We start from the raw sequence: 24049 nt of genomic DNA, 5'->3' as shown, positions 1-24049 counted from the left end.
TCGATATAACGGGACAAGAACACGCTTAAGGATTGATACCCATGGTCGCAAGCTTCAACGATGCTATTTCTGCCTACCGTAATGCGGCCGCTGGCAAGACCAACACCGTTACGGAAACCGTAACCGGTTCGGGCCAGTCCGTGAATCCGGGGGAAAGTTTTGCCGACATGGTCAAGGGGGCGGCATATGATGCCCGCGATACCATGAAAGTCAGCGAACAGATGACCCAAAAGGCCATTACCGGTGATGCCGAACTGCACGAAGTGGTGACTGCGGTATCCGCCGCCGAAGTTACCCTGCGTACCGTTGTCTCGGTTCGTGACAAGGCCGTTGAAGCCTATCAGAGCATTCTCAACATGCCGGTTTGATCGGCATTTTCAGACGCCCTTGATAAAACCGCGCGATCATTCGTGCGGTTTTTGTGTTTTTGGGGAAATCCGCAAGGAAGCGTTTGATAAGTCAGGAAATCATGGCAAAACCCGTGATAAATCCTGTATGAAGGATAAAGGCCCGAAGCGGCCCGCATGACAAGACGGCGAAACAGGAAGACCCGATGGATCAAGCTGAAATCATGGACGTGGCCTATGACGCGGTGTGGACACTGCTGAAAGTCACCACGCCGTTGATGCTTATTGCGCTTGGGGTTGGCCTGATCATCGCCCTGTTTCAGGCCCTGACACAGATTCAGGAAATGACACTGACCTTCGTGCCCAAAATTCTGGTGATCTTCATCGCGCTTCTGGTTTTGCTGCCATGGATGATGACCGAGATGGTTGAATTTATGGGCCGAATGGTTGACCACTTTATCGGGCTACCGAATTAGCGTTAAACCCGCCGCCCGCCAGCGTGAATGAGTAAGGCAGTCGAAGACGACATGGATCTTCAAGAACTTCTTACGCTGAATGTTTACGTCGTCCTGATGACTTTCGCCAGGGTGGGGGCGGCCTTTGCCTTTATGCCGGGTATCGGGGCGCGTGCCGTTCCGGCACGCGCGCGCCTGTTGTTTGCCTTTTGGGTGGCGGTTGTCATTTCGCCGTTGGCCGGGCCGCTTTTCCCGCCACAGCCCGCTGATGCGCCGTCTCTTCTGGTGGGTATCGGATATGAAGTCACGGTGGGATTGTTCTTTGCCCTGTTCGCCCAGGTGATGATGGCCGGAATCCAGACTGCCGGGTCGATTATTGCCTATCTGTCATCGATGGCGAACGCCTTCACCGCCGATCCGTTGTCCGGGGCGCAAAGTGCTGTGACCGGTAATTTCCTGATGCAGGTCGGGTTGGTGTTGCTGTTTGCCACCGGGATGGATCACCTGATGATCCAGGCGGTGTTTGAAAGCTATACCCTGTTTCCGCCGGGCGGTGTTTTGCCGGTTGGTGATATGAGCGAGTTTTTTGCAAGGGCGCTGAATGACAGCTTCGCGATTGCAATGCAGATGTCGGCACCGTTTCTGGTGGTCGCGATCTGTTTGCAGATTGCGTTGGGTCTGCTTAACAAGCTGATGCCGCAATTGCCGGTGTTCTTTGTCGCGATGCCGGTCCAGATCGCGATCGCACTGCTTTTGTTGACCTTGGCCCTGCCATCCATGATGATGGTTTATCTTGCATATTTCGAGAACGGGCTTGAGGCGTTTCTTAGTCCGTAAGGCAATGACGGGCAGCATTTTCCCCCGCATTGCCAAGCATGGGTTTGCCAATGGCAGAAGAAGACGACAGCCAAAAGACAGAAGACCCCACAAGTAAAAAGCTTGAGGACGCGCGAAAGAAAGGTCAGGTGCCGGTTTCCAAGGAAGTCGGCAACTTCATGATCCTGTTCGGCGGTGGTCTTGTCATGACCATGCTCGGGCCGAGCATGGCCGCAAGCGTTCGTGATCTTGCTGTCGGTTTCCTTGAGCATCCGCACCGATTTGACGTCACCCAGGCGGGCATTCCCGGTCTGTTTGAAGACGTGATTTTGGGCATGCTTTGGGTTCTGGGCATTCCGTTTGTGCTGTTGATGTTTTTTGCCGCAGCCGGGCATATTGTCCAGAACGGTATCGTTGTTGCGATGGAACGGATCGAACCCAAGCCCGATAAACTGAACCCGCTGACCGGGCTCAAGAACCTGTTTTCGATGAAAAGCATGGTCGAGTTTGTCAAAAACGTCAGCAAGATCATCCTTGTTGGGGTTGTGCTGGGCCTCGTGATCGTGCCTGAACTGATGGACGTTGAACTGTATCCCCAGCTGTCGCTCGGCCTGACGCTGGAACGCCTTTACGACATGATTGTGATCCTGCTGATTGCGACGATCTCGCTCACTGCGGTGATTGCCGGGCTCGACTTTGCCTATCAGAAGTACGAGTTCAATCAGAAAATGAAAATGTCCAAGCAGGAGATCAAGGACGAATACAAACAGACCGAGGGTAGCCCCGAGATCAAGGCAAAGGTCCGCCAGATCAGGATGGAACGCGCCCAGCAGCGCATGATGTCAAACGTGCCCAAGGCCGACGTGGTCATCACCAACCCGACGCACTTTGCCGTCGCCCTGCAATATGACATCGATACCATGGGGGCCCCGGTTTGTATCGCCAAGGGGCAGGACAATGTCGCGCTTAAAATTCGTGAAGTTGCCGAGGAGCACAACATCACGATCATGGAAAACCCGCCGGTTGCGCGTGCCCTGTTTGCCACCGTTGAAATCGATCAGGAAATACCGCCCGAGCACTACAAGGCCGTTGCCGAAATCATCTCGTTCGTTTTCCGTCAACGTGGCAAGAAGCTTGGATAGTAAGCTTCTTAGGTCCGTCTGATCTATAAAAATTACTTTCTGTAATACTATAGTACGTTTTGCTTGCAATGATTTGCGGCGATCGGTGATTGCCGCATAGGTGGTAGAAGCAAATTAGTGGTTCCCATTGCGTGTTTTTGATACTATACGGGCGGTTATGTACGCCTAGTCCATTGCAAAAATATGTGCCTTTTCTAACGGGAATGTCTTTATGAAATTGAGGATTGCCGGGCAGATAGCCCTGTCGAACGCGATTATCGTCGTCATGCTGATCGCGGTGGCTTTTGGTATAGGTATCGTGAATGGCGAGAGCCGTCGTGCGACTCATGAAGCTGCCGAAATTGGTGTGGTTGTCAGTTTGGATGTACCGAGCTTGATTAAGGCGATTGAGGGCGCGCGCTTTAATGTTGTTCAGGTTCAGCAATGGTTGACCGATATTTCTGCGACCCGTGGGCTTGATGGCCTCAATGACGGCTTTGACGAGGCCGAAATCGCTGCACAGGCATTGGCAGAAAACTTGGCAAAAGCAAAAGCTCTGGCTGAAAAGCTGGGGCAGGATGAGTTGCTAGCATCCCTTGAAAAGGTCGAGGCCGCTTTTCCGGCTTATTATGCCGCTGGCAAGGAAATGGCGCAGGGCTATATCAACGGTGGTCCTGAAGTTGGCAACAAGATGATGGGCAACTTTGATGATGCTGCGGCAAACCTTGCTGCGGCGCTTGAAGTTGCTGTCGAGTACACCGATACCTATAGTATCTCAATCGAACAAGCCCTGGTCGACAAGCTTCATGGCCTTGAACGCAATGTTGAGTTTGTTTTCGTTCTTACAACGGCAGTGACCATTGCATCAATCATTGTTTGTGCATTGATTGCATGGGTCATGCATCGCCGCATTTCAGCACCGGTCGCCGAGAGCGTGACCACGCTGGCGCAACTGGCTGATGGCAAATATGACGTCAAACTCACTGAAACCAAGCGTAGTGACGAAGTCGGCGATCTGGTTCGGGTTATGCATGTGTTCCGCGAAACCGGTTTGAACAACCTTAAAATGCGCGAACAGCAAGAAGCTGATCGCTTGGAATCCGAAAAGCAGCGCCGCCAGTCTCTAATGGAAATGGCCGAGCGGGTTGAAAATGAAACCCGCCGCGTAGTTGAAATCATTTCGGGACAAACCGGTGAACTGGCAGAGGCAGCCCATCGCATGTCGAGTTCTGCCGACCTTGTTCAGGGCAATTCCCAGACCGTTGCTGCGGCCTCTGAACAGGCACTGGCGACGGTAGAAGCGGTTGCCGGTGCCGGTGAAGAACTGAACTCTTCGCTGGGCGAAATCAATGGTCAGATTTCACGTGCCAACCGGGTCAGTGAAGACGCTGTTGAGGCCAGCCGCACAACAGAAGCAACCGTCTCGCAGCTGGCAGACAGCGTGCGTGGCATTGGCGAGGTAGTGGAGCTGATCTCCGGCATTGCCGAGCAGACCAACCTTCTTGCCTTGAATGCCACCATCGAGGCCGCCCGTGCCGGTGATGCAGGCAAGGGCTTTGCCGTGGTTGCGCAGGAAGTCAAGAATCTGGCAACGCAGACCAGCCGTTCGACCGATGAAATTACCCGTCAAATTGCGGAAATTCAGGCGGTGACGGATTCCGCCGTTACGGCAGTGGCAACCATCGCCGAGAAAATCCACGAAATGGATGAAGTTTCGACCGCGATTGCGGCTGCCGTCGAGGAACAGAGTGCTGCAACATCGGAAATCGCACGTAATGTAAACGAAACCGCTGATGCATCCCGTGAAGTTTCGAGTCGGATCAATGAGGTTTCCGAAGAAGCATCGGGCACGGGGCGACTTGCCGCCGAGGTTGGTGCTCTTTCCGAGAAGGTCGCACATGCTGTGCGAGATCTTCGCAATGTGCTCGTCGAAGTTGTCCGGACTTCGACCTCTGATGTTGACCGTCGCTCTTCGACCCGTCATCGCGCCTCGAAGGATGTGGCTATCAGCTTTGGCGGTAAGGCATCGAAGGCGCGACTTGAAAACATCTCCGAACGCGGGGCGAAGCTCTCGTGCAATGAGAGAATTGCTTTGGGCACCAAGGTCGAAGTTGAACTTCCTGGTTTGAACAAACCCGTACGTGCCATCGTACGCAATGTAAGCGACGAGGGAGTTAGCGTTGAATTCGACGGCATCAAACTCGACGAAGCGCAGGTTAAGCGTCTGAGCCGCTAGGTATTGATCACAGCAAAATCGTGAACTGAAACCGCGGAATTGTAATCTTCGAAAGGCAGGACCATTCTTGGTTCCTGCCTTTCGCATATTTTGCGGGCGTTGCGTTCGGTTTGGGGGGATTGCCGGGCTGTGTGATGGACGACAAACTTGTCGGTAGCCAGTTGGGCGATAAGCAGCTAAAAGTATAGACTATTTTGTTAAGTTATTGTCGTTAAAGGCGGTCGCGTGCTGTTTCGGGGACTTATCCTTGCTGTAAGTGTCGCATTTGTCGCGTTTGTCTTCGTCCTGATGGATGTGTTGGCAAAGGCGGGTCTTGATGCGCGCCTGATGTGGATTATCGGGGCGATGGTCACCGGTGTCGCCGTTGTGGCGGTTGCGTCGCTGTCCCTCTCGGCAAAGCTGCGCAATGGCGGGCATGATGGCCTTGGGCCGCTGATTTCCGGTTTTGCCAAATCCGACATCGGCGTTGCTTTGATTGATGCCTATGGCAAGACGCTTTATGCCAACCCGGCCTTTTCATCCAAGCTCGGCATTGATGCAGGGTCGGACATGTTGTCCGCGCTTGAGGCACGTCTGTCCTTCCTCGGGATTGGCAGTGACGAACTTGCAGAGCTTCGTACGCGCGCCATGCGCGGCGAAGGCGGACAGATGTTTGTCGATCTTTCGCGCTCCGAAAAACTTCAATCAGACAATGCTGCCTCGGATAACGATGGCGGCGAGAATGCTGATGATGTCGAACAGGATGACGGCAAGCTGGATGAGACCAAATCGCCTAACGGTGCGTGTCTGCGTATTTCGGTGACTGCGGCGAATGCGCGTGCCGGCCAAATGCTGTGGACCGTTGACGGTGTGGATAGTGTCGTTCTCGCCGATAGCGATGCGTCCTTGCTCTTGCCGCCCTCAGAACCCCAGAAGAGCTTTGCCCTGTCTGCACCTCAGGCCACCGAAATGGCGGCCAACCTGCCGGTTGCAACGGCGCAAAGCGGCTTTGAGCATGCCGATCAGATGATCGAACGTTTGCCGGTCGGGGTGTGTGGCCTTGATGAAGAAGGACGCATTCTGTACCTCAACCGCCGTCTGGCAAGCTGGCTTGGCGGGGAGCCCGAAGACTTTAACAATGGTTCCGTCGAACTTGCCGATTTGATCGTCGGTGACGGGGTCAACGGCGAGGTCAAGTTCAAGGTGGCCGGTGGCGAGCCCATTCGCTGCTTTGTGACCCATTCGATCAATGCGCCGGGCACGGGCCCTGTACGCAGTCAGGCCGTGATCTTCCCCGATCCGATGCCTGCCCATGAATGGGAACATGCGCTGGCTGAAACCGAACGCCGGGTGCGCTGGTTCTTTGATGAAAGCCCGCTTTCGATTGTTCTGGCGGATATGTCGGGCACGGTTACCGATGCCAACCGGTCCTTCATTGTCACGGCCGGACAAAACCATGACAAGGTTGTCGGGCGCTCCATCCTTGAGCTGATCCTGCCTGAAGACCGCGACGAAGTGGCGCGCTATTTGTCGAAGGCCGTGATGGGCATGGGCAAAGGCGGACAGATCGAAGCCCGCCTTGCCGGTTCACGCGGGGTTGCCGCCCAGATTTATCTGCAACGTGTCGCAGGCCGTTCGGGTGAAGCCGGTGCGTTGCTTTTGAACTTCCTTGATACGACCGAACAGAAGAACCTTGAGGAACAATTTGCCCAGTCCCAGAAAATGCAGGCTGTTGGTCAGCTTGCCGGTGGGGTGGCGCATGACTTCAATAACCTTCTGACCGCAATGATCGGGTTCTGTGATCTGTTGCTGTCGCGTCATGGGCCGGGTGATCCGAGCTTTGCCGATATCATGCAGATCAAGCAGAATGCCAACCGTGCTGCCAACCTTGTCCGGCAGCTTTTGGCGTTCTCGCGCCGTCAGACCTTGCAGCCGAAAATCATCAATATCACTGATGCCCTGGCCGAGATGTCCAATCTTCTGCGCCGCCTGATTGGCGAGAAGATTGATCTTAAAGTCAGCCACGGTCGCGACATCGGATTGGTCAAGGTCGATCCGGGTCAGCTTGATCAGGTGATCATTAACCTTGTCGTCAATGCGCGTGATGCCATGGCGGGCGAGGGCGGGACGCTTACGGTTCAGACCAGCACCGAAATTATTGACGAGCCGACCGCAACCGGCACCGAGGTCATCCCGCCGGGCAATTATATCGGCATCAAGGTCACCGATACCGGGATTGGCATTCCGAAAGAAAACCTTACCCGCATTTTCGAGCCCTTCTTCTCGACCAAACAGCGCGGCGAGGGGACGGGTCTTGGGCTTTCAACCGTGTATGGCATCGTCAAACAGACCGGTGGCTTCATCGCGGTCAACAGCGAAGAAGGCAAAGGCACGACCTTTACCATCTATCTGCCGCGCTATGAGGCATCCGAGGCTGAGATTGCCGAAACACAGGCTGTCGTTGAAGAAACCCCGTCGCGCGATCTGACCGGCACCGGCGCAATCTTGCTGGTCGAGGATGAGGATGCGGTCCGGACCTTTGGTGCACGGGCTCTTCGCAGCAAGGGCTATGACGTGCTCGAAGCCAATAACGGCGACAACGCGCTTGAGGTGCTCAATAATACCGACAAGGTCATTGATCTGGTGATTTCGGACGTGGTTATGCCGGGCATTGATGGCCCGACCTTGATCCGGATGCTGCGCGAGCAAAAGCCGGAACTGAAGGTCATCTTTATTTCGGGCTATGCCGAAGATACCTATCGCGATGAGCTTGATGAAGAAAATGGCGTACACTTCCTGCCCAAGCCATTCTCTCTCAAAGACCTTGCGACCAAGGTCAAGGAAGTGCTTTGAGGCGTTTACGCCACAGGCCAGCCCGCCAGATAGAATCTAGCCCGCCAGATAGAATATTGATCCACCATAAAGTGCCAGCATCGCGAAGCTTTCCCAGCCGATATTGCCAATGCCACGGCGTTCGCGGTTGAGCATGCCTAACAGCAACACCCCGCTCATCAGAATGACCAGCGCGATGGTGAAGATGTGCTGATCGGTAAAGGCGGCGTAGATCGACCCTTCGCGATAGGCAAAGTCGGATGCGGCCAAAAACAGCACATCAAAGGCATTGCCGCCGATGATGTCGCCGACTGCCAGATTAACTGCCCCCATCCTCACCGCGGCAATGGCCGAAACAAATTCCGGGAAGGATGTTGAAATCGCAGTCAGGAAGGTGCCAACGGCGGTTTCACTGATCCCGGTCACTGCAACGATTGCAAGGCCGGCCTGCCCGATGACGTGACCGGCAATGGCGGTCAGAAGGGCGAAGGCCAGAAATTCACCCCATAGCCGAACGGAGCTTTCCGGGTGGGTGTCGGCTTCGTCATGTTTGGCGTCTTCTTCGGTCAGGTCGGTTTTCTTGGGATGCCACATCGGTTCATCGCGGATTTCCGACAAAAGGTTCAGACCAAACGCATAAATGATAAACAAAAGGATTGATGCCGGGTGAATATGAAAAATCATCCATTCCGGCCCGGCATAGGCCAGAAGCGGCACGGACAGCATGCTTAAAAGAAGGGTGGTTTGCGCAAGGCCAGTAGCGCTTGCGGCGGCATGTTCGAGATTGCCCTTACGATAAACCAGATCGGCAATCGCCAGAAAGGTTGTCTGGGCGGCGATCCCGCCAAGGGCGTTGCCAATCGCAAGATCGGTATGTCCCTGCCACGCGGTAGTCACCGACAGGACACTGCCCGGCAGGCTGGTCGACATGCCGACAAACAACGCGCCTGCGATGATTTGCCCCATGCCTGTGCGCTCGGCCAGTTTGACGGCAATTCCTGCAAGTCGGGTCCCAGCAAAACCGATAATCAGTGTGCAGACCGCAAAGGTCATCACAATTATGCCGAGCGACTGCTGGCCAAGGTCAAAGGGCATGCGCTGCTTTCCGTGATCAGAGAGGACTATCTAGTCTAACTTCTCACAGGCCTGCTTGTTCCTTGGCGGATGTGGTCCGCGTGGCTTACGGGATTTCAGGGACGCTCGGACGCGGACGCATCCACGCAGGCACAAGGTTCAGCACCAGCGCGCAGCCCACCATGATTGTTATCCCTCCAATGAACTGCATGGCGGAAAGTTTTTCACCCAGAACGGTCGCACCGATAAAGACGGCAATCACGGTGACCAGAAACTCAACACTGATTGCCCGCGTCGGCCCGATGGAGGCGACCAGTCGGAAATAGGCGATATAGGTGCACACACTCATCAAAACTGCGGCAATGATCAGATACAGATAGTCCATGGCAACCGGCGTGCGTTCCAGCGGCACGGCAAAGATCAGCGGCAAGGTCATCAATCCACCAAACAGAAACGCCCCGATGGTGGTTTCCCAATTGCCACTGTTGCGCAGATGGCGGCTGGCATAGTTGCTGCCAAAGGCCGCACACAGGGCGGCCAGGATTGATGCCACACAGCCAAGGGCAAATTCGAACGTGACCGGGACGGCGGGGAACCCGACCAGCAAGACAATGCCACTGATGCCAAGTACCAAGCCGGCAAAGCCCTGTCTTGTGGTACGTTCAAGCCCCCAAAGCTGGCTGATGATCATGGAAAACAACGGAATGGCCGCGACAAAAATGGCGGCCATCGCAGTCCCGATCCGCGGTGCGGCGTAGGAAAGGCCGATCAGTTGCCCGGCAACCGTGGTGGCACCGACAATGGCAAAGGGGCGCCAGCCAGCAGAAAAATCAAGTTTGCGGCGAAATAACCGGGCAAGAAGGTAAAGCGATCCTGCGGCAATCAGGGCGCGGAAGGTGACGGCACCGACCCAGCCAAAAGCTTCAACAATTTTAACAACAACGAGGAATGAAAGTCCCCACACGATGGCAAGGAACAGGTAGCGGGCGATATCCCCTGGTTTCATTGAGGGTGTCCGGAATATGGGGCGTCGTGCATCCATTAGGGATGCAGGGCGGCACGGTTAAAATTTTGGTGGCTTGGTGGCGCTGCTTTCCCGATTTCCGGGCCAGCCGCGCGCAGATGGTGCGCCCCATCCGCATATTGGTCAAGTTCCAAAAGCGCGCAATGCTGGAACATTTGTTGATGGTCAAGCGGCCAAGTGCCAGACCCTGTTTAAGGAGCGAGGCAAAGAAACCGATAGTATGGAATTCTTAAGTCTGACGGCCAGGTTGCAGAGCGCCGGGGTTTCTTTTTCCTCTGCGCATAACCACATAATTCCGGCTGGTAAAGCCCGGCATTCCAACGTATCGTTTGACGCAATGCAGCGCAAAAGCCGCAACGGCCATGGCCAAAACAAACAGGTTCCTGAGTGGTTCGAAATAACAGAATTCCGGGAAACGAAAGAAAAAGAACAGACCGAATGCCTTTGGGGGTAAGTATGGCGCGCACTTCAAAGCACAGCTTTGCCACAGCCTGTGTTTTTGCAACGATATGTTTTATGGCTGCTGTGCTGTCTTTCGGGGTGTTGTCGTCTGCCAAGGCGGATGAGGAATGCCTTCGTATCGCCATGCCTGAACTCCAATCCAGTCCGCAAAAACTCGATCTTTATCGTCAGGTGATGAAAGATGAGGGGTTATGTGTATCACCTGTGGCATTGCCGCAAACACGCGCGGTTGTCGCACTGCGTTCCGGGCGGCTTGATGGTGTTTTTGCAGCACGCGATGACCTGCCGGAGCTTGTAAACCTGCCGCTGGTTTCCGGCGACGTTCTTCTTGGTTCGCTGGCAGGATATCTGGTGGTGCGAGAGGGGCCGGTAAATAAGATCGCCGATCTTACCACCGAAGTGGTCGGTGTGCCGCTTGGCGCGACCTGGTGCACCAAGCTTGTTGAGCAATACGCCAACGTGATCAGGGTACCGCGCGGTACGGCGATGTTAAAGGAAATGCTGGCCGAAGGGCGCATTGATGCCATGCTGGCTGATGCCTATTCGCTTGGTCTTGCGGGCGGTGTGCCCGACGGATACAAGGCGGTTGAGGTTGATCATTTTGATGTGCATAGCTGGCTGAAAGCCGAGTTTGCCGACATCAAACCGCAATTTGACCGCGCCACGCGCGCCTTTCTTGCAAAACTTGGTATCACGATATCCTGTTGCGATAAGGCGGCGCCTCCGAATTGAAACTACAGAAAACAAATAACTTGTCCTAGCCAATTGGCAGGTTTGAAGATATCGTCTGCAACAGTGGGCCATAACGCTCCGAAAAAATTACAATTGTAGGCCAACTGCAAGGAGAATTTCCCGGGATACGGTCACTCAACAACCGTTCGGTGCCGTGGGAGTCTGAGATGGTGCGTTTTCAATTTCACAGGTACGTCAGGTCCTGTGTGTTTGCAACGATTTGTATTGTAGCTCTTTTCCTTTCCTTTACCCTGTTTCCAAGCGCAAAGGCAAAGCAGCCATGCCTGCGCATTGCCATCCCCGAAGCCACAATTGGCGATACCGGACACGACATTTATCAGGCGGCAATGAATGATGCCGGTCTTTGTGTCGAACCTGTTTTGATGCCCCATGCGCGAACATTCATGGCAATGCGCCATAAACAGATTGATGGCGTCTTTGCCATGCTTGAAACATATGGGAAGACGACCGAAACGCCTGTGATCCGCGGCAGTGTCATTTTGGGGAAACCCGATGGTATGTTTGTCGTTAAAAAGGATGGGCCCAAAACCCTGTCAGAGCTGACGTCCGAGCAGATCGGTGTCTGGTTGGGAACAGGCTGGTCAGAAAAGCTGCTTGAACATTATGACCACGTTGTGCCCGTCGCCGGTGGACCGGAGTTGATGATGGAGATGCTTGTGAAAGGGCGTCTGGATGGCATTTTGCTTAATGACTATTCATTGCGCAGCCAGAGTGGTGCGCCGGAAGGGTTCGTTGCGATCCCTGTTGCCAATCTCGCCGTCTATAGCTTCCTTCGGGCCGAACATGCCGAACAGATGGCGAAATTTGATATTGGCACCGTGCGCTTCCGGGAAAAGATAGCGGCCTTCCGCAAGGACCCCTCCTGAGCCGCATCACACTTTGGGCCAAAAGCGTTTCCGCCTTTGCGGTTGTGTGCTTCAATGCACGGTCAAATTGGCTCTGACACCCCGTCAGCTTGGCTTTGATTCTGGCGCATAATGCTGCACTGCGACCTATACGTTTGCCTTAGACGGTTGGCAAACAGGTGCTTGCACGCGCTTTTGGATTGCACGTATAGTTTTCCCTAACGGCAAAAGCCGAAACCAAAGAACAATGAAAATGACCCGACCGCAGACAATGACGGCGGGCAGATCAGGTAGGCTCGCAACATGTCCCGCTATCACCGGGAAGATGTTGCTTTGGGGGTGATACTATGGTGCTTCGCAAGCCCAATGCGATCGTTCGATCGTGTATGTTCGCTGTCATTTTTCTGGCAGCACTTTTCCTGTCATTTGAATTGTTGCCCTCGGCAAAGGCAGACGAAGAAGTCTGTCTCAAGATTGCCTTGCCGGAAATGGCCGATCATGTCCGCTCTGCCGAGCGGTACCGTGCCGCTATGGCAGAGGCCGGGTTATGTGTGCAGCCAGTCTGGCTGCCAAACAAACGCACCGCTGTTTCGCTTAAACGCGGCGAAATCGATGGTGTCTTTGCCAGTGGCGAAACCATTCGACAATCGGCTGGTGTGCCGCTTGTTTCCGGGGCGGTGGTTGTTGGACGTCCCAAAAGCCTTTTGATCACGGCTGACGACACCGTGAAATCACTCAATGATCTTAAAAACAAGGAAATCGGCGTTTGGCTGGGCGATGACCATGGCAAACAGGAACTGGTCGGTCTTGCCGATATCGTCACCGTGCCCGGGGGTGCCGGGATGATGTTGCGCATGCTCCGTCTTGGGCGGCTGGATGGTCTGTTGATTGACGACTTCTCGCTTAATCAGACCGAAGGCGTGCCGGAAGGCTATCGCACCATCGAACTGGAAACCCTTACGACCTATAGCTGGCTGCGCAAGGAATACGAGGCCCTGTTGCCGCAATTCAATCGCGGCACCGATATCTTCCGCGCAGCTATTGATATGACTGGCCCGGAAACCAAATCGTGATCAACCGGCTTTTCGGGCCCAAAATCTATCGAAGCTGTCCATCTGGCTCTGACGCGTGAGCCGTCAAACCGTCATGCAATAAAAGCAATTGCCAACTTCCGACAATTTACGGTTTATGACAGGCAGGGTTGCCCCATTACGACCCGCCAACACAACCGGCATCACGGTTGAATAACCAAACCCTTTCGGAAACGCGCCCTCATGATTTCCCTTTTTGGCGAAGCTGCTGCCTTTACTGCTGCGCTCTGTTGGGCGAGTTCCAGCATGATCTTTTCCAATATCGGCGGCAAGGCAGGGGCGCAGACGGTCAATCGCGGGCGTCTGGCATGTTCGATCTTTTGTCTGACCATTTTGCATTGGATCCTTCAGGGCCAGCCATGGCCGAATGCCGTGACGTGGGAACAGCTTGGCTGGTTGTCACTTTCGTCGGTGCTGGGGCTGGTGATTGGCGATGCAATGTTGTTTCAGGCTTTTGTTCTGATCGGTGCGCGGCTTTCGATGTTGTTGATGTCGACCGTTCCGATCATGGGCGCGGTTCTGGCCTGGGTCCTGTTTGATGAAACGCTGCGCCCGATTGAAATCACCGGTATTGCCTGTGGGGTGGGTGGTGTTTTGATTGTCATTCTTGGCAAAAAGGGCCGCCCGATCGGGCTTGAGGGACGCAATTACGCCATTGGCATTCTGTTTGGTTTTGGCGGCGCGGTCGGTCAGGTTGCCAATCTGATCACGGCGAAATATGCCCTGATTGATGGTTATTCCGCGCTTTCCGCTACCTGGATCAGAACGTTGGTCGCCGTGATTGCCATGTGGGGACTGGCGGTCATTCTTGGCCGGGTGCGGCGGACTGTTACGGCCTGTATCGCGCCGGATGTTGGCAAATGGCTGTTGCTAGGCGCGCTTATCGGCCCCGCAATCGGTGTGTGGCTTTCAATGCTGGCGGTTCAAAATGCGAATGTCGGGATTGCCTCAACCCTGATGGCGCTGCCGCCGGTTATTCTGATCGTTTATGAAGGCCTGATCCTGCGCAAGCCGGTTGGTATTCAGGCCGTAATCGGAACCTGCCTTGCCTTTGGCGGGGTGACCTTGCTGTTCATGCACTGATCAGTTCGACTGTTTCCGAGCCATCTGGCGACGCTGCCAAAGCAAAAGCCCGCCAAACAGGTTCGTGAGGATGCTGCAGCCAAACAGGATGCTTGCCCAAATCGGCAAATCAAACAATGCGGGTGTACCTTGTATGGCCGTTACTGACGACACAGCAGCTGTCTGTCCGCCCCCCGGCGTGACTGTGTCGGCGGTGGTATCGGTTGGCTGATAGGTCAATTGCACAACATGCCCCATGCCATCGGCCACCTTGATGTGGAGTTCACTTGGCGCATCGGGTACCGGTGTGCCGCCAAGTCCAAGGGAAAACTGACCGATCCGGTCCGTGCGCGCCTTTTGCCAGACCTTGCCGTCCTTGGTTGTGACAACAACCTCGGCAAAGGCCATGGGGGAGCCGTCGGTATATCCGAAGCGATAGGTTTTGGTGTTACCGGTGTCCTCAATCTGCCAACCGGCACCATGTGCAAACGCCGGGACAGATGTGGCCAATGGCCCTGCAATCAGCAGGGCCATCAGAACGGACAATTGGTAAAAAGCGGTCCGTGCCATCATCATTTATCGACGGCAAAGGACAGGGTGGCGCGAATGTTATGGTTGCCAACGCCTTCTTCGGCATCGGGCAAGTCAGCGGCAACACGTACAATCCACAAACCCGGCGCGGAAACCCGGACCTTGGCGATGCCGCTGCCATTTTCGGTGCTCAGCGTTTCGGTGGCATAGGCCCAGGATGATGGTGTTTCGGTAAATCCGGCATAGGTTGCCAGAACCGACGTCGTCAAAGGCTGACCATTCAGAAGAATCTGGAACTCGGCATCATCGCCAATTTTGGTGTCGCGCGGATCGCTCAGCGGAACGATTTCAAGCGTGTCGCCAATCGGTGTGGTGACAAAATCACTTGTGCTTTCGCCGCCAACCAGAAGCTTGGCAAACTTTTCATAGCGGGTCGATGCAAGGGCGTCGGGATGTTGGTCGGCACCGCCTGCCTGCCAGCCATCAGGCGTTTGAGACCAGACAACACCCAAGCGGTGTGCCGAAGCCCAGGCTGCATTTTCCGGGATCTCAAACGTGCCGATCAGATTGGGGGCATCGTCATTGACGGAAATCGCAATGTCGTTCTTGCCATCTGTGGTAATCAGCGTGGCACGGACATCTTTTTCGCCTTCTGCTTCTTCGGGAAGGCCGAACTGATGGGTCGAATCAAGGATAAGTGTCGCGTTCTCGCCCGGCTTCGCCGTTGCAGGCGATTGGCTTGCGATGAATTCATGGGCGTTTGCCGACAGGCCGATCAGAAGCGTTGCGGCACCAATTACCATGCTTGCTGCGAACTTTGGTTGAAACATTTGCGTTCCTTTGGGAAATTGTTTTTATGGAAGAACCATGAGCGGATGTGAACTTTTCAAAAAAGATCATACTCGTGAAGCCGTTGATTGTGAGAGGTAGTCAAAATGACCCGCGTGACCGTATCGATTGAAGACGATCTGATGGAGGCGTTTGACGCGTTTCTTGATCACCGGGGCTATACCAACCGGTCCGAGGGATTTCGCGATCTGATCCGTGAAAAGCTTCAGAATACCAAGCTCGAAGACAATGCCGACGGGGTCGGGATTGCAGTTCTGAACTATGTCTATGATCACGAAGAACGCATGCTGGCATCACGCCTGATGAGCACCCAGCACGAACACCACAATCTGACGGTCTCCACGGTGCATTTCCATATCGATCATGATACCTGCCTTGAAAGCGTGACATTGCTTGGGCGGCTTTCGGAAATCCGTGCCTTTGCCGACAAGGTGCTGGCACAGCCCGGTGTCCGCCACGGGCAGCTTTATACCGTGCCCGGCGAACTGCATGTCGAAAGCCATCATCATGGCGATGATCATCATGGACATGCGCACAAGCACGAACATCTTAAAATCACCACCTGATAGCATTGCCAAACCGTCACTAACCGCACGTCCCGCTGTTGTCGGGCGGGCGATTGATGCGTCTGTTCTCTGAAAGTTCTGCTCGACGCAATGAGAACAAACTTGCAACATCCGAATTTTTATGAGAGTGTTCGCATTATGTTCTCAGTTGTTTTGTCGATAAGAACGCAGTGGCAGGCTGCGGCAACAGGCAAAACAGTCTAGCGGTGGCGTTCCGCATTATAGGTCCGGGGAACCGCCTGCGTTGCATCCAACCCGGCCCTGTGGAATAAGAGAGTTCGAGCAATGATTCAGACCGCGCTGCATTTGGTGGATAAGGATACTATGGATAAGCAGAAGGCACTCGAAGCCGCCCTTGGGCAGATCGAACGGGCATTTGGCAAAGGTTCGATTATGAAGCTGGGTCAGCGGGAAAGCGCCGTTGATATCTCAGCCATTTCAACCGGTTCGCTCGGTCTTGATATCGGACTGGGCATTGGCGGTCTGCCACGTGGCCGTATCGTCGAAATCTATGGTCCGGAAAGTTCGGGTAAAACCACGCTGGCGTTGCACACGGTTGCCGAAGCCCAGAAGCTTGGCGGCACCTGTGCGTTTGTCGATGCCGAACATGCGCTTGACCCGGGATATGCCCGCAAGCTTGGCGTGAATACCGACGAACTCCTGATTTCCCAGCCTGATGCCGGTGAACAGGCCCTTGAAATCGCCGATACGCTGGTGCGTTCTGGCGCGATTGATGTTCTGGTCGTCGATTCGGTTGCTGCCCTTGTCCCGCGCGCCGAACTTGAAGGTGAGATGGGCGATACGCACGTTGGTCTGCAGGCCCGCCTGATGAGCCAGGCACTGCGTAAACTGACGAGCTCGGTCTCGCGTTCGAACTGCATGGTCATCTTCATCAACCAGATCCGTATGAAGATCGGTGTGATGTTCGGCAGCCCGGAAACCACCACCGGTGGTAACGCGCTTAAATTCTATGCCTCGGTCCGTTTGGATATCCGTCGTATCGGTCAGATCAAGGACCGCGACGAAGTCGTTGGTAACCAGACGCGTGTCAAGGTCGTCAAAAACAAGATGGCCCCGCCGTTCAAGCAGGTCGAATTCGACATCATGTATGGCGAAGGCATTTCCAAGATGGGTGAAATCCTTGATCTTGGCGTCAAGGCCGGCATCGTCGAGAAATCCGGTTCCTGGTTCTCCTATAACTCGACCCGTATCGGTCAGGGCCGCGAGAACGCCAAGAGCTTCCTGCGCGAGAACCCGGAAATGACCAAGGAGATCGAAAACAGCATTCGCGAGAGTGCCGGTCTGATCGCCGAAGCCATGACCAATATGAGCGAAGACGAACCGGTCAACGACGATTGATCTGATTGATCATTCCAACTGATTGCAAAAGGCGGCGCCAAAACGGGTGCCGCCTTTTTCTTTACTGCTCACGCTGCCGGTTTGTGTTTTCCGGCTGAGGGGCTAGGTGGAACCTTGTTGCTGCCATTGGCTTGGCGTTTTGCCTGTAATCCGCAGGAATTCACGATTGAAGTTGGACTTGGTGTTAAAGCCGCTCTCAAGCATCGTGTTGGTCACATTTTCCCCCGCGTCAAGCATGCGACAGGCATGCTCAATCCGGTACTTATTGATATAGCGCGACACGTTTTCACCGGTCGTGGTGTTGATCGCCATTGAAATCTGTTTGAGCGGACGTCTCATGCGTCGGGAAATGCGGGCAAGGGTCAGATCCGGATCAAGATACAACCGTTCCTGTGTCTGTAACGCGTTGAGTTCGTTCATGATGGCCTGACATTGCTCAGAACTTAATGTGGCCTGGCTATCATCGACCGGGTCCTTCAATGCGATATCAATCGCAATGTCTGGCGACAGGCTGAGAAAGCCAATCGTCAAGAGCGCGATTGACGAGGTGACGCTGAGAACCACACCGGCAACCTCATCGTTCCCGTCAATCTTGGCCAGCAATATCAACAGGTCGCTGATGGCTGATAGGATCAGTGTAATCGCAATAAAACGCCAGACCAGTGCAGGGATCTGTCCCGATGTCAGACGCATATGTGCAAAATCACCCCGTTGGCGACGAAGCATCACCAAAATTGCCAATCCATATCCGACAAAAAGGCTGCACAGCACAGCATCAATCACGACAGGCAAAAAGAAGACACAGAGCGCGACAAGTGCAGGCATCGAAAAATTCAGCAGATCTGCGCGTTGTAAACGGGCGCGAAGGCTTGCCTCAACAAACGCCATCCATGCCATGACCGGAATGGCAGAAGCCGTGATCGGCTGAAGCCATCTCAGTCCATCAATGCCGTAATATTGAACAAGGCCGACCAAAAAACTTTGCGCGGCAGCCGCCAGCAGAAGCGCCATCAGCATCTTGGGCGTTTTCTGGCCGACAAGGGCGCGGACAAACAAGAACCCTAAAACCAGCGCCACAATCATCGGAACAGGTAGAACAAGCATCTGATCGCAATTTTCCGCCTAAGGGGTATCAAAACCGGTTTTGAGACGTCCACAAACCCGTTCGAGGACGCAAGGCCATCCTGTTTTGGGCAGAACTTCTTCTGTACTCCAACTTAGGACAAGGATCCTTGTGATGAAACCGATATATCTCGCCTTTGCCCTGTGTCTGTTCGCAGGTCTGAAAACATCGCCTGTACTGGCGGAACAGCAAACCGATTATGCCGGGTACGATCGTTTTGATGTGCGCGCTGCCCATCGTTCCATGCCAATCGCGGCCTCAGTCTGGTATCCCGCAGATACCGTGATTTACAAGGCACCTGTCGGCAACAATATCATCTGGAAGGGAACAAGCGCCTATATCGGTGCAGCAATTGCACCGGGTAAGCACCCGCTGGTTCTTCTGTCCCATGGCTCGGGCGGTAATATGGATGGACTTGGCTGGTTGTCTTCGCAACTGGCCTTGCGCGGTGCAATTGTTGTTGCGCTAAACCATCCCGGCACCACATCAGGGGATTCTTCACCCCGCCGGACACCATTTATTGGCGAGCGGGCGGCAGATATTCGGGCAACCCTTGATCAGGTTCTGTCAAATCCGTCCTTTGCTCCTTACATTGATCGCCAAAATATCTCTGCGATTGGCTTCTCTTTGGGTGGAACGACGGTCCTAAACCTTATCGGGGTAAGGTTTGATCAAACGCTTTTTGCGCAATATTGCGACCGATTTGGCGATGCCGCACAGGATTGCGACTTTTTGCGCAAGGGAGGCGTCGATCTTGATCATATGCCCAATGACTTCGACGTTCCCAGCCGGGATGACCGGATTGTGCGTAGTATTGCGATTGAACCGGGCATGGGGTTCGCCGCGACGGAGCAAAGCCTTGCAGCGGTGACGTCTCCGGTGCTTTGCATTGGCCTTGGCGAAGAAGAAAAATGGGCGGCTGCCGATTTTGGTCCGACTGGCAGCAATCTTGTTGCACGGATCAAAAATGCATCTTCGGCAAATTTTGCGCCTGCACATCACCTGACATTTCTTGACGAATGTCAGCCAAACGCCGCCGAAATTCTGAAAGAAGAAGGTAGCGATCCGATCTGCACCGATCCCCCTGGTACGGACCGCGCCCTGATCCATCGCCAGATCATTGATGAAATCAGTGAATATCTGGTGCTTGATGCAAAGCCATCCTGATTTCGCAGGTATTGATGTGAAGGAGGTCCACCGTGATCTCCTTCACTTGACGTGCCCCAAAATGATCACGATTGAGAAAAGGTCATTTAGAATCAATGAATTGTTGTGCTGTTCGCGCCGGGAAATTTGACCGGGAAGAACCGTGCCGGGAACAATTATGAGTTGTCGCCGTTTGAATTCCTGTGAGCTTTGACACGATCAACCAGGAGAATGAACATGTCGAATACGATGAAAAAGTTTCTCGCGATTCTGATGATTTCGGGTATGGGCCTTGGCCTTGCTGCCTGTGAAACTGCCGAAGGCTTCGGCGAAGACGTCGAAGACGCTGGTGAAGCCATTCAGAACGAAGCTGATTAATAGACTGTTCCTTGCTTCTATCGCTGGCAGATCATTTGGCAGCGTCTGAATAAAATGCGCCGATGGTATGTCAGCGCATACCGAACAAAGGAGATAAAAACATGTTAGGTTGGGCAATTTTCTGTTTGGTTCTGGCTCTGATCGCCGCCGTTCTTGGCTTTGGCGGCCTTGCCGGGACGTTCGTTGGAATCGCAAAGATCTTGTTCTTTGTTTTCCTCGTTCTGTTTGTCGTCTCGCTTGTTATCAACGCACTGCGTGGCCGCAGACCGCCGGTCTAATGACCAAACAGGTGCAAGACTGCACGACGCATAAATGCATATAGAAAGGACGCCATTTCGGCGTCCTTTTCTGCGTTCAGTGTGGCAAACGGTCCTTGTGTGCGATAACGGTTGCAAGCCAGAGGCCCCGAGGCCAAAATGCCGAGATAAACAACAATATGGGCGCATGCTTGCCCGCGGACTTGAATGGAGCATCCTGAAAAGATGGAAACGATCACAAAGCGTCTTCTGGCCGTTCTGATGGTTATTGGCTTTGGCCTTGCCCTTGGTGCCTGCGAAACTGCCGAAGGATTTGGTCGCGATATGGAAAAACTTGGTAAGTCGATTCAGGACAGTGCAGACGACTAGTCCGAGAACGGCCCATCTTCAGACCAACCGTCTTCACACAGACCGCCTCGACCTTTCGGCGGCCAGATTGGCCGACATCCCCGACCTTTATGCGTTCCTTGGTGATCGTGATGCCATGCGGTTCACCCAGTGTGATGAAAGCTTTGCGGCGTGCCGCAAGCGCGTACTGGTCCATGAATGGTTCCGACGTCGTGATGGATTTGCACCATGGGTCGTAAGGCTGCGCACGTCTGGCGACATCATCGGATGGGGCGGGCTTTATACCGATCCGTTTGATCCCGGTTGGGGGCCTGAGCTTGGCTATTATCTGGCGCCGAACGCTTGGGGGCAGGGGCTTGGCCGGGAACTGGCGGCTGCGGCGCTTGACTATGGGCGGGGCAGGACATCGATTTCGTGTCTGACCGCCTTTGCCCATCCGCAAAATTCGGCGTCGCGCAAATTGTTGCTGGGCCTTGGGTTTGAGGCCGCCGGGTTTGTCAAGGAAATGAACCGGGATCGATTCACATTATTGCTGAAAACTAGCTGAATTTCGGCTGGGTTTGGCCCGATTAACCGGCGCCAAATTGCCGAATTGGGCAAAACTTGCGGCAAATCCCCCGGACTCCTTTCGCCTGACTGGACAGGGCAGGGCCGAGCCGCTAAATAGGGCAGTCCGTTCGCCAGCATGGCGAGCGCAGTTGTTCCGCGTTTTCCGGGTTGGAGAGATATGCAGACCGTCAACGATATCCGCACCACGTTTCTGGAGTTCTTCCGCAAGAACGGCCACGAAGTCGTTTCCTCCAGCCCGCTGGTGCCGCGCAATGACCCCACCCTGATGTTTACCAACGCCGGGATGGTTCAGTTCAAGAACGTTTTCACCGGCCAGGAACACCGCGATTATTCGCGTGCCGCGACCTCGCAGAAATGCGTACGCGCCGGGGGCAAGCATAACGACCTTGAAAATGTCGGTCATACCGCACGCCATCACACCTTCTTTGAAATGCTCGGCAACTTCTCGTTTGGCGACTATTTCAAGGAAAACGCGATTGAGTTCGCCTGGAACCTGATCACCAAGGAATATGGTCTTCCGGCTGACAAGCTTCTGGTCACGGTGTATCACACCGATGACGAGGCACATGGTCTTTGGAAAAAGATCGCCGGTCTGACCGATGATCGCATCATCCGTATCCCGACCTCTGATAACTTCTGGTCGATGGGCGATACCGGCCCGTGTGGTCCGTGCTCGGAAATCTTCTTTGACCATGGCGACCACATCTGGGGTGGCCCTCCGGGCAGTGCGGAAGAAGACGGCGACCGTTTCATCGAAATCTGGAACCTCGTCTTCATGCAGTACGAACAGATGGCAAATGGTGATCGTGTCGATCTGCCAAAACCGTCGATCGATACCGGCATGGGTCTGGAACGTATTGCCGCTGTGCTTCAGGGCAAGCACGACAACTATGACATCGATTTGATGCGTGCGCTGGTCGAAGCATCGGCCGATGCCACCAACACCGATCCGGATGGTTCGCATAATGTGTCGCACCGCGTGGTTGCCGACCATTTGCGTTCGACCAGCTTCCTGATTGCCGATGGTGTTCTGCCGTCCAATGCCGGTCGCGGCAACGTTCTGCGCCGTATCATGCGCCGCGCGATGCGCCACCTGCATATGGTCGGAACCCAGGATCCGACGATGTATAAGCTGGTCCCGGCCCTGGTAAGCAAAATGGGCGGTGCCTTCCCGGAACTGGTCCGTGCACAGGCCTTGATCGAAGAAACCCTCAAGCTTGAAGAGCAGGGCTTTAAAACCATGCTTGATCGCGGGCTTAAGATGCTTGATGACGCGACTGATGGCATGGATGCCGGTGCGACCCTTTCGGGTGACGTCGCGTTCAAGCTCTATGACACCTACGGCTTCCCGCTTGATCTGACGGCCGATGCGCTCAAAGAACGCAAAATCGGTATCGATGAAGCCGGCTTCACCACCGCCATGGAAGAACAGAAAGCCAAGGCACGCGCGGCATGGTCCGGTTCGGGCGAAGCCGCGACCGAGGAAGTCTGGTTTGACATCAATGACCGTGATGGCGCGACCGAATTCCTGGGGTATGAAACCGAAACCGCCGAGGGTGTTGTTACCGCGCTGATCAAGGACGGTGCCGAAGTCAAATCCGCATCCAAGGGTGACGAAGTTGCCGTTCTTGCCAACCAGACCACCTTCTTTGGTGAGTCCGGTGGTCAGCAGGGTGATGCCGGTGTGATCAAAACCGAGCACGGTGCGATCATTGAAATCACCGATACCCAGAAAAAGCTGGGAAGCTTGCATGTGCATCTTGGCAAAGTGACCGAAGGTGACGTCAAGGTGGGCGATGCCGCAGAATTCCGCGTTGATCATACCCGTCGTTCAAGCTTGCGTGCCAACCACTCGGCCACCCACTTGTTGCATGCGGTTCTGCGCAAGCATCTTGGCGATCACGTGACCCAGAAGGGTTCCTTGGTCGCAGCTGACCGTCTGCGTTTCGATATTTCGCATCCGAAGGCCGTCACGGCCGAGGAAGCCGCAGTTATTGAGGCCGATGTTAACAGCCTGATCCGCGAAAACAGCGAAGTCACTACCCGCCTGATGACCCCGGACGAGGCGATTGAACTCGGCGCGATGGCACTGTTTGGCGAAAAATACGGCGATGAAGTCCGCGTTGTGTCGATGGGTCTGCCGGTTGCCAATGAACATGCCTATTCGCTGGAACTTTGCGGCGGTACGCATGTGAAGCGCACCGGTGATATCGGCATGTTCAAAATCGTGTCTGAGGGTGCGGTTTCAAGTGGTGTCCGCCGTATCGAAGCACTGACCGGTGCCGATGCCGCCAAATACATGTCAGCGCGTGAAAACGTTCTGACCACGGTTGCCGCAGACCTTAAGGCCGTTCCCGAAGACGTCCCGGCCCGCGTCAAGGCGCTGCAGGAAGAACGTCGTCGTCTGGAACGTGAAGTATCCGATTTGCGCAAGAAGCTGGCAACGGCTGGCTCGGGTGCGGCTTCTGGCGGTGATGCCTTCAAGGAAGTCAACGGTGTCAAAATGGCACTACGGTCGCTTGACGGCATTCCGGCCAAGGAACTCAAAGGCATGGTTGACGAGCTCCGCGATCAGATGGGTTCGGGCATTGTCGCACTCGTCTCGGGTGACGGTGGCAAGGCGTCCATCGTCGTCGGCCTGACCGCGGACCTGACGGATAAATACAGCGCCGTTGATCTTGTGCGCATCGGTGTTGAAAAGCTCGGTGGCAAGGGCGGCGGTGGCCGTCCGGACATGGCGCAGGGCGGCGGTTCTGATCCGTCGCAGGCGGATGCCGCACTGGCCGCGATTGAGGCGCATATCGCTAGCTAAGCGATTATCGCGA

24 protein-coding genes are annotated in these 24049 nt (G+C 54.7%); 19 read left to right on the top strand and 5 right to left on the bottom strand.

Annotated elements, in window-relative coordinates; all coding sequences use genetic code 11:
* Positions 1 to 41 precede the first annotated feature (41 nt).
* The 6 genes from fliE to DY252_RS17260 all read left to right on the top strand — a co-directional run bounded on the left by fliE (position 42) and on the right by DY252_RS17260 (position 7807).
* On the top strand, positions 42 to 368 hold the full coding sequence (fliE, locus tag DY252_RS17285; protein WP_008890380.1) for a flagellar hook-basal body complex protein FliE: 327 nt from the start codon (positions 42 to 44) through the stop codon (positions 366 to 368).
* 185 nt (positions 369 to 553) lie between these two features.
* Positions 554 to 823 (top strand): flagellar biosynthesis protein FliQ, encoded by a 270-nt coding sequence (fliQ, locus tag DY252_RS17280; protein WP_063087530.1) that lies wholly within the window; start codon positions 554 to 556, stop codon positions 821 to 823.
* A 27-nt stretch (positions 824 to 850) separates the two neighbouring features.
* Positions 851 to 1639 carry a flagellar biosynthetic protein FliR gene (gene fliR, locus DY252_RS17275; protein WP_232308332.1) on the top strand — a complete coding sequence of 263 codons (789 nt, stop codon included), beginning with the start codon at positions 851 to 853 and terminating at the stop codon, positions 1637 to 1639.
* Positions 1640 to 1689: 50 nt separating this feature from the next.
* A complete protein-coding gene (flhB, locus tag DY252_RS17270; protein ID WP_063087532.1) occupies positions 1690 to 2760 on the top strand; it encodes a flagellar biosynthesis protein FlhB in 1071 nt (356 codons plus the stop codon).
* Positions 2761 to 2971: 211 nt separating this feature from the next.
* Complete coding sequence (locus DY252_RS17265) at positions 2972 to 4975, top strand: methyl-accepting chemotaxis protein (RefSeq protein ID WP_063087534.1); 2004 nt, start codon at positions 2972 to 2974, stop codon at positions 4973 to 4975.
* Between the two features lie 225 nt (positions 4976 to 5200).
* The gene (locus DY252_RS17260; protein ID WP_063087536.1) at positions 5201 to 7807 is read left to right on the top strand and encodes a hybrid sensor histidine kinase/response regulator; all 2607 of its coding nucleotides are present in this window, start codon (positions 5201 to 5203) and stop codon (positions 7805 to 7807) included.
* A gap of 36 nt (positions 7808 to 7843) precedes the next feature.
* Here the strand turns inward: DY252_RS17260 and DY252_RS17255 are convergent, their stop codons facing one another.
* Positions 7844 to 8881 carry a sodium:calcium antiporter gene (locus DY252_RS17255; RefSeq protein ID WP_008890373.1) on the bottom strand — a complete coding sequence of 346 codons (1038 nt, stop codon included), beginning with the start codon at positions 8879 to 8881 and terminating at the stop codon, positions 7844 to 7846.
* Between the two features lie 85 nt (positions 8882 to 8966).
* On the bottom strand, positions 8967 to 9866 hold the full coding sequence (locus tag DY252_RS17250) for a DMT family transporter (RefSeq protein ID WP_063087538.1): 900 nt from the start codon (positions 9864 to 9866) through the stop codon (positions 8967 to 8969).
* A 76-nt stretch (positions 9867 to 9942) separates the two neighbouring features.
* On the opposite strand from DY252_RS17250, the gene DY252_RS17245 reads away from it, so the two are divergent.
* From DY252_RS17245 to DY252_RS17225, 5 genes are all read left to right on the top strand, one after another.
* On the top strand, positions 9943 to 10338 hold the full coding sequence (locus tag DY252_RS17245) for a hypothetical protein (RefSeq protein WP_064788589.1): 396 nt from the start codon (positions 9943 to 9945) through the stop codon (positions 10336 to 10338).
* Between the two features lie 62 nt (positions 10339 to 10400).
* The gene (locus DY252_RS17240; RefSeq protein ID WP_129542766.1) at positions 10401 to 11078 is read left to right on the top strand and encodes a substrate-binding periplasmic protein; all 678 of its coding nucleotides are present in this window, start codon (positions 10401 to 10403) and stop codon (positions 11076 to 11078) included.
* 206 nt (positions 11079 to 11284) lie between these two features.
* The gene (locus DY252_RS17235; protein ID WP_064788587.1) at positions 11285 to 11965 is read left to right on the top strand and encodes a substrate-binding periplasmic protein; all 681 of its coding nucleotides are present in this window, start codon (positions 11285 to 11287) and stop codon (positions 11963 to 11965) included.
* 365 nt (positions 11966 to 12330) lie between these two features.
* Positions 12331 to 13017, top strand: a complete 687-nt coding sequence (locus DY252_RS17230; RefSeq protein ID WP_129542765.1) for an ABC transporter substrate-binding protein — start codon at positions 12331 to 12333, stop codon at positions 13015 to 13017.
* 201 nt (positions 13018 to 13218) lie between these two features.
* Entirely contained in the window at positions 13219 to 14118 is a 900-nt protein-coding gene (locus tag DY252_RS17225) for a DMT family transporter (protein WP_064788585.1), read from the top strand.
* Here the strand turns inward: DY252_RS17225 and DY252_RS17220 are convergent, their stop codons facing one another.
* Positions 14119 to 14643, bottom strand: coding sequence for a hypothetical protein (locus tag DY252_RS17220; protein ID WP_129542764.1), 525 nt, complete (start codon positions 14641 to 14643; stop codon positions 14119 to 14121).
* Positions 14644 to 14669: 26 nt separating this feature from the next.
* Entirely contained in the window at positions 14670 to 15458 is a 789-nt protein-coding gene (locus tag DY252_RS17215; protein WP_064788583.1) for a DUF4198 domain-containing protein, read from the bottom strand.
* A gap of 105 nt (positions 15459 to 15563) precedes the next feature.
* On the opposite strand from DY252_RS17215, the gene nikR reads away from it, so the two are divergent.
* Entirely contained in the window at positions 15564 to 16043 is a 480-nt protein-coding gene (nikR, locus tag DY252_RS17210; protein ID WP_064788582.1) for a nickel-responsive transcriptional regulator NikR, read from the top strand.
* Between the two features lie 285 nt (positions 16044 to 16328).
* Positions 16329 to 17402 (top strand): recombinase RecA, encoded by a 1074-nt coding sequence (recA, locus tag DY252_RS17205; RefSeq protein WP_040823385.1) that lies wholly within the window; start codon positions 16329 to 16331, stop codon positions 17400 to 17402.
* A gap of 102 nt (positions 17403 to 17504) precedes the next feature.
* Here the strand turns inward: recA and DY252_RS17200 are convergent, their stop codons facing one another.
* On the bottom strand, positions 17505 to 18506 hold the full coding sequence (locus DY252_RS17200) for a helix-turn-helix domain-containing protein (RefSeq protein ID WP_064788581.1): 1002 nt from the start codon (positions 18504 to 18506) through the stop codon (positions 17505 to 17507).
* Between the two features lie 133 nt (positions 18507 to 18639).
* Here DY252_RS17200 and DY252_RS17195 point away from each other — a divergent pair, with 133 nt between their 5' ends.
* The 6 genes from DY252_RS17195 to alaS all read left to right on the top strand — a co-directional run bounded on the left by DY252_RS17195 (position 18640) and on the right by alaS (position 24036).
* Positions 18640 to 19692 carry an alpha/beta hydrolase family protein gene (locus DY252_RS17195; protein ID WP_064788580.1) on the top strand — a complete coding sequence of 351 codons (1053 nt, stop codon included), beginning with the start codon at positions 18640 to 18642 and terminating at the stop codon, positions 19690 to 19692.
* A gap of 216 nt (positions 19693 to 19908) precedes the next feature.
* Positions 19909 to 20049 carry an entericidin A/B family lipoprotein gene (locus DY252_RS17190; RefSeq protein ID WP_082923438.1) on the top strand — a complete coding sequence of 47 codons (141 nt, stop codon included), beginning with the start codon at positions 19909 to 19911 and terminating at the stop codon, positions 20047 to 20049.
* Between the two features lie 101 nt (positions 20050 to 20150).
* Positions 20151 to 20327 (top strand): DUF1328 domain-containing protein, encoded by a 177-nt coding sequence (locus DY252_RS17185; protein ID WP_064788578.1) that lies wholly within the window; start codon positions 20151 to 20153, stop codon positions 20325 to 20327.
* Between the two features lie 204 nt (positions 20328 to 20531).
* Complete coding sequence (locus DY252_RS17180; protein WP_064788576.1) at positions 20532 to 20675, top strand: entericidin A/B family lipoprotein; 144 nt, start codon at positions 20532 to 20534, stop codon at positions 20673 to 20675.
* Positions 20662 to 21201, top strand: coding sequence for a GNAT family N-acetyltransferase (locus tag DY252_RS17175; RefSeq protein WP_064788575.1), 540 nt, complete (start codon positions 20662 to 20664; stop codon positions 21199 to 21201). Before DY252_RS17180 ends, DY252_RS17175 begins: the two co-directional genes overlap by 14 nt.
* 180 nt (positions 21202 to 21381) lie before the next feature.
* Positions 21382 to 24036, top strand: a complete 2655-nt coding sequence (gene alaS, locus DY252_RS17170; protein ID WP_064788574.1) for an alanine--tRNA ligase — start codon at positions 21382 to 21384, stop codon at positions 24034 to 24036.
* Positions 24037 to 24049: the final 13 nt, after the last annotated feature.

It is taken from the genome of Thalassospira indica (assembly GCF_003403095.1).
GTDB lineage: Bacteria > Pseudomonadota > Alphaproteobacteria > Rhodospirillales > Thalassospiraceae > Thalassospira > Thalassospira indica.
The sequence above is the reverse complement of the archived record's forward strand: the minus strand, read 5'-3'. Positions and strand labels throughout refer to the sequence as shown.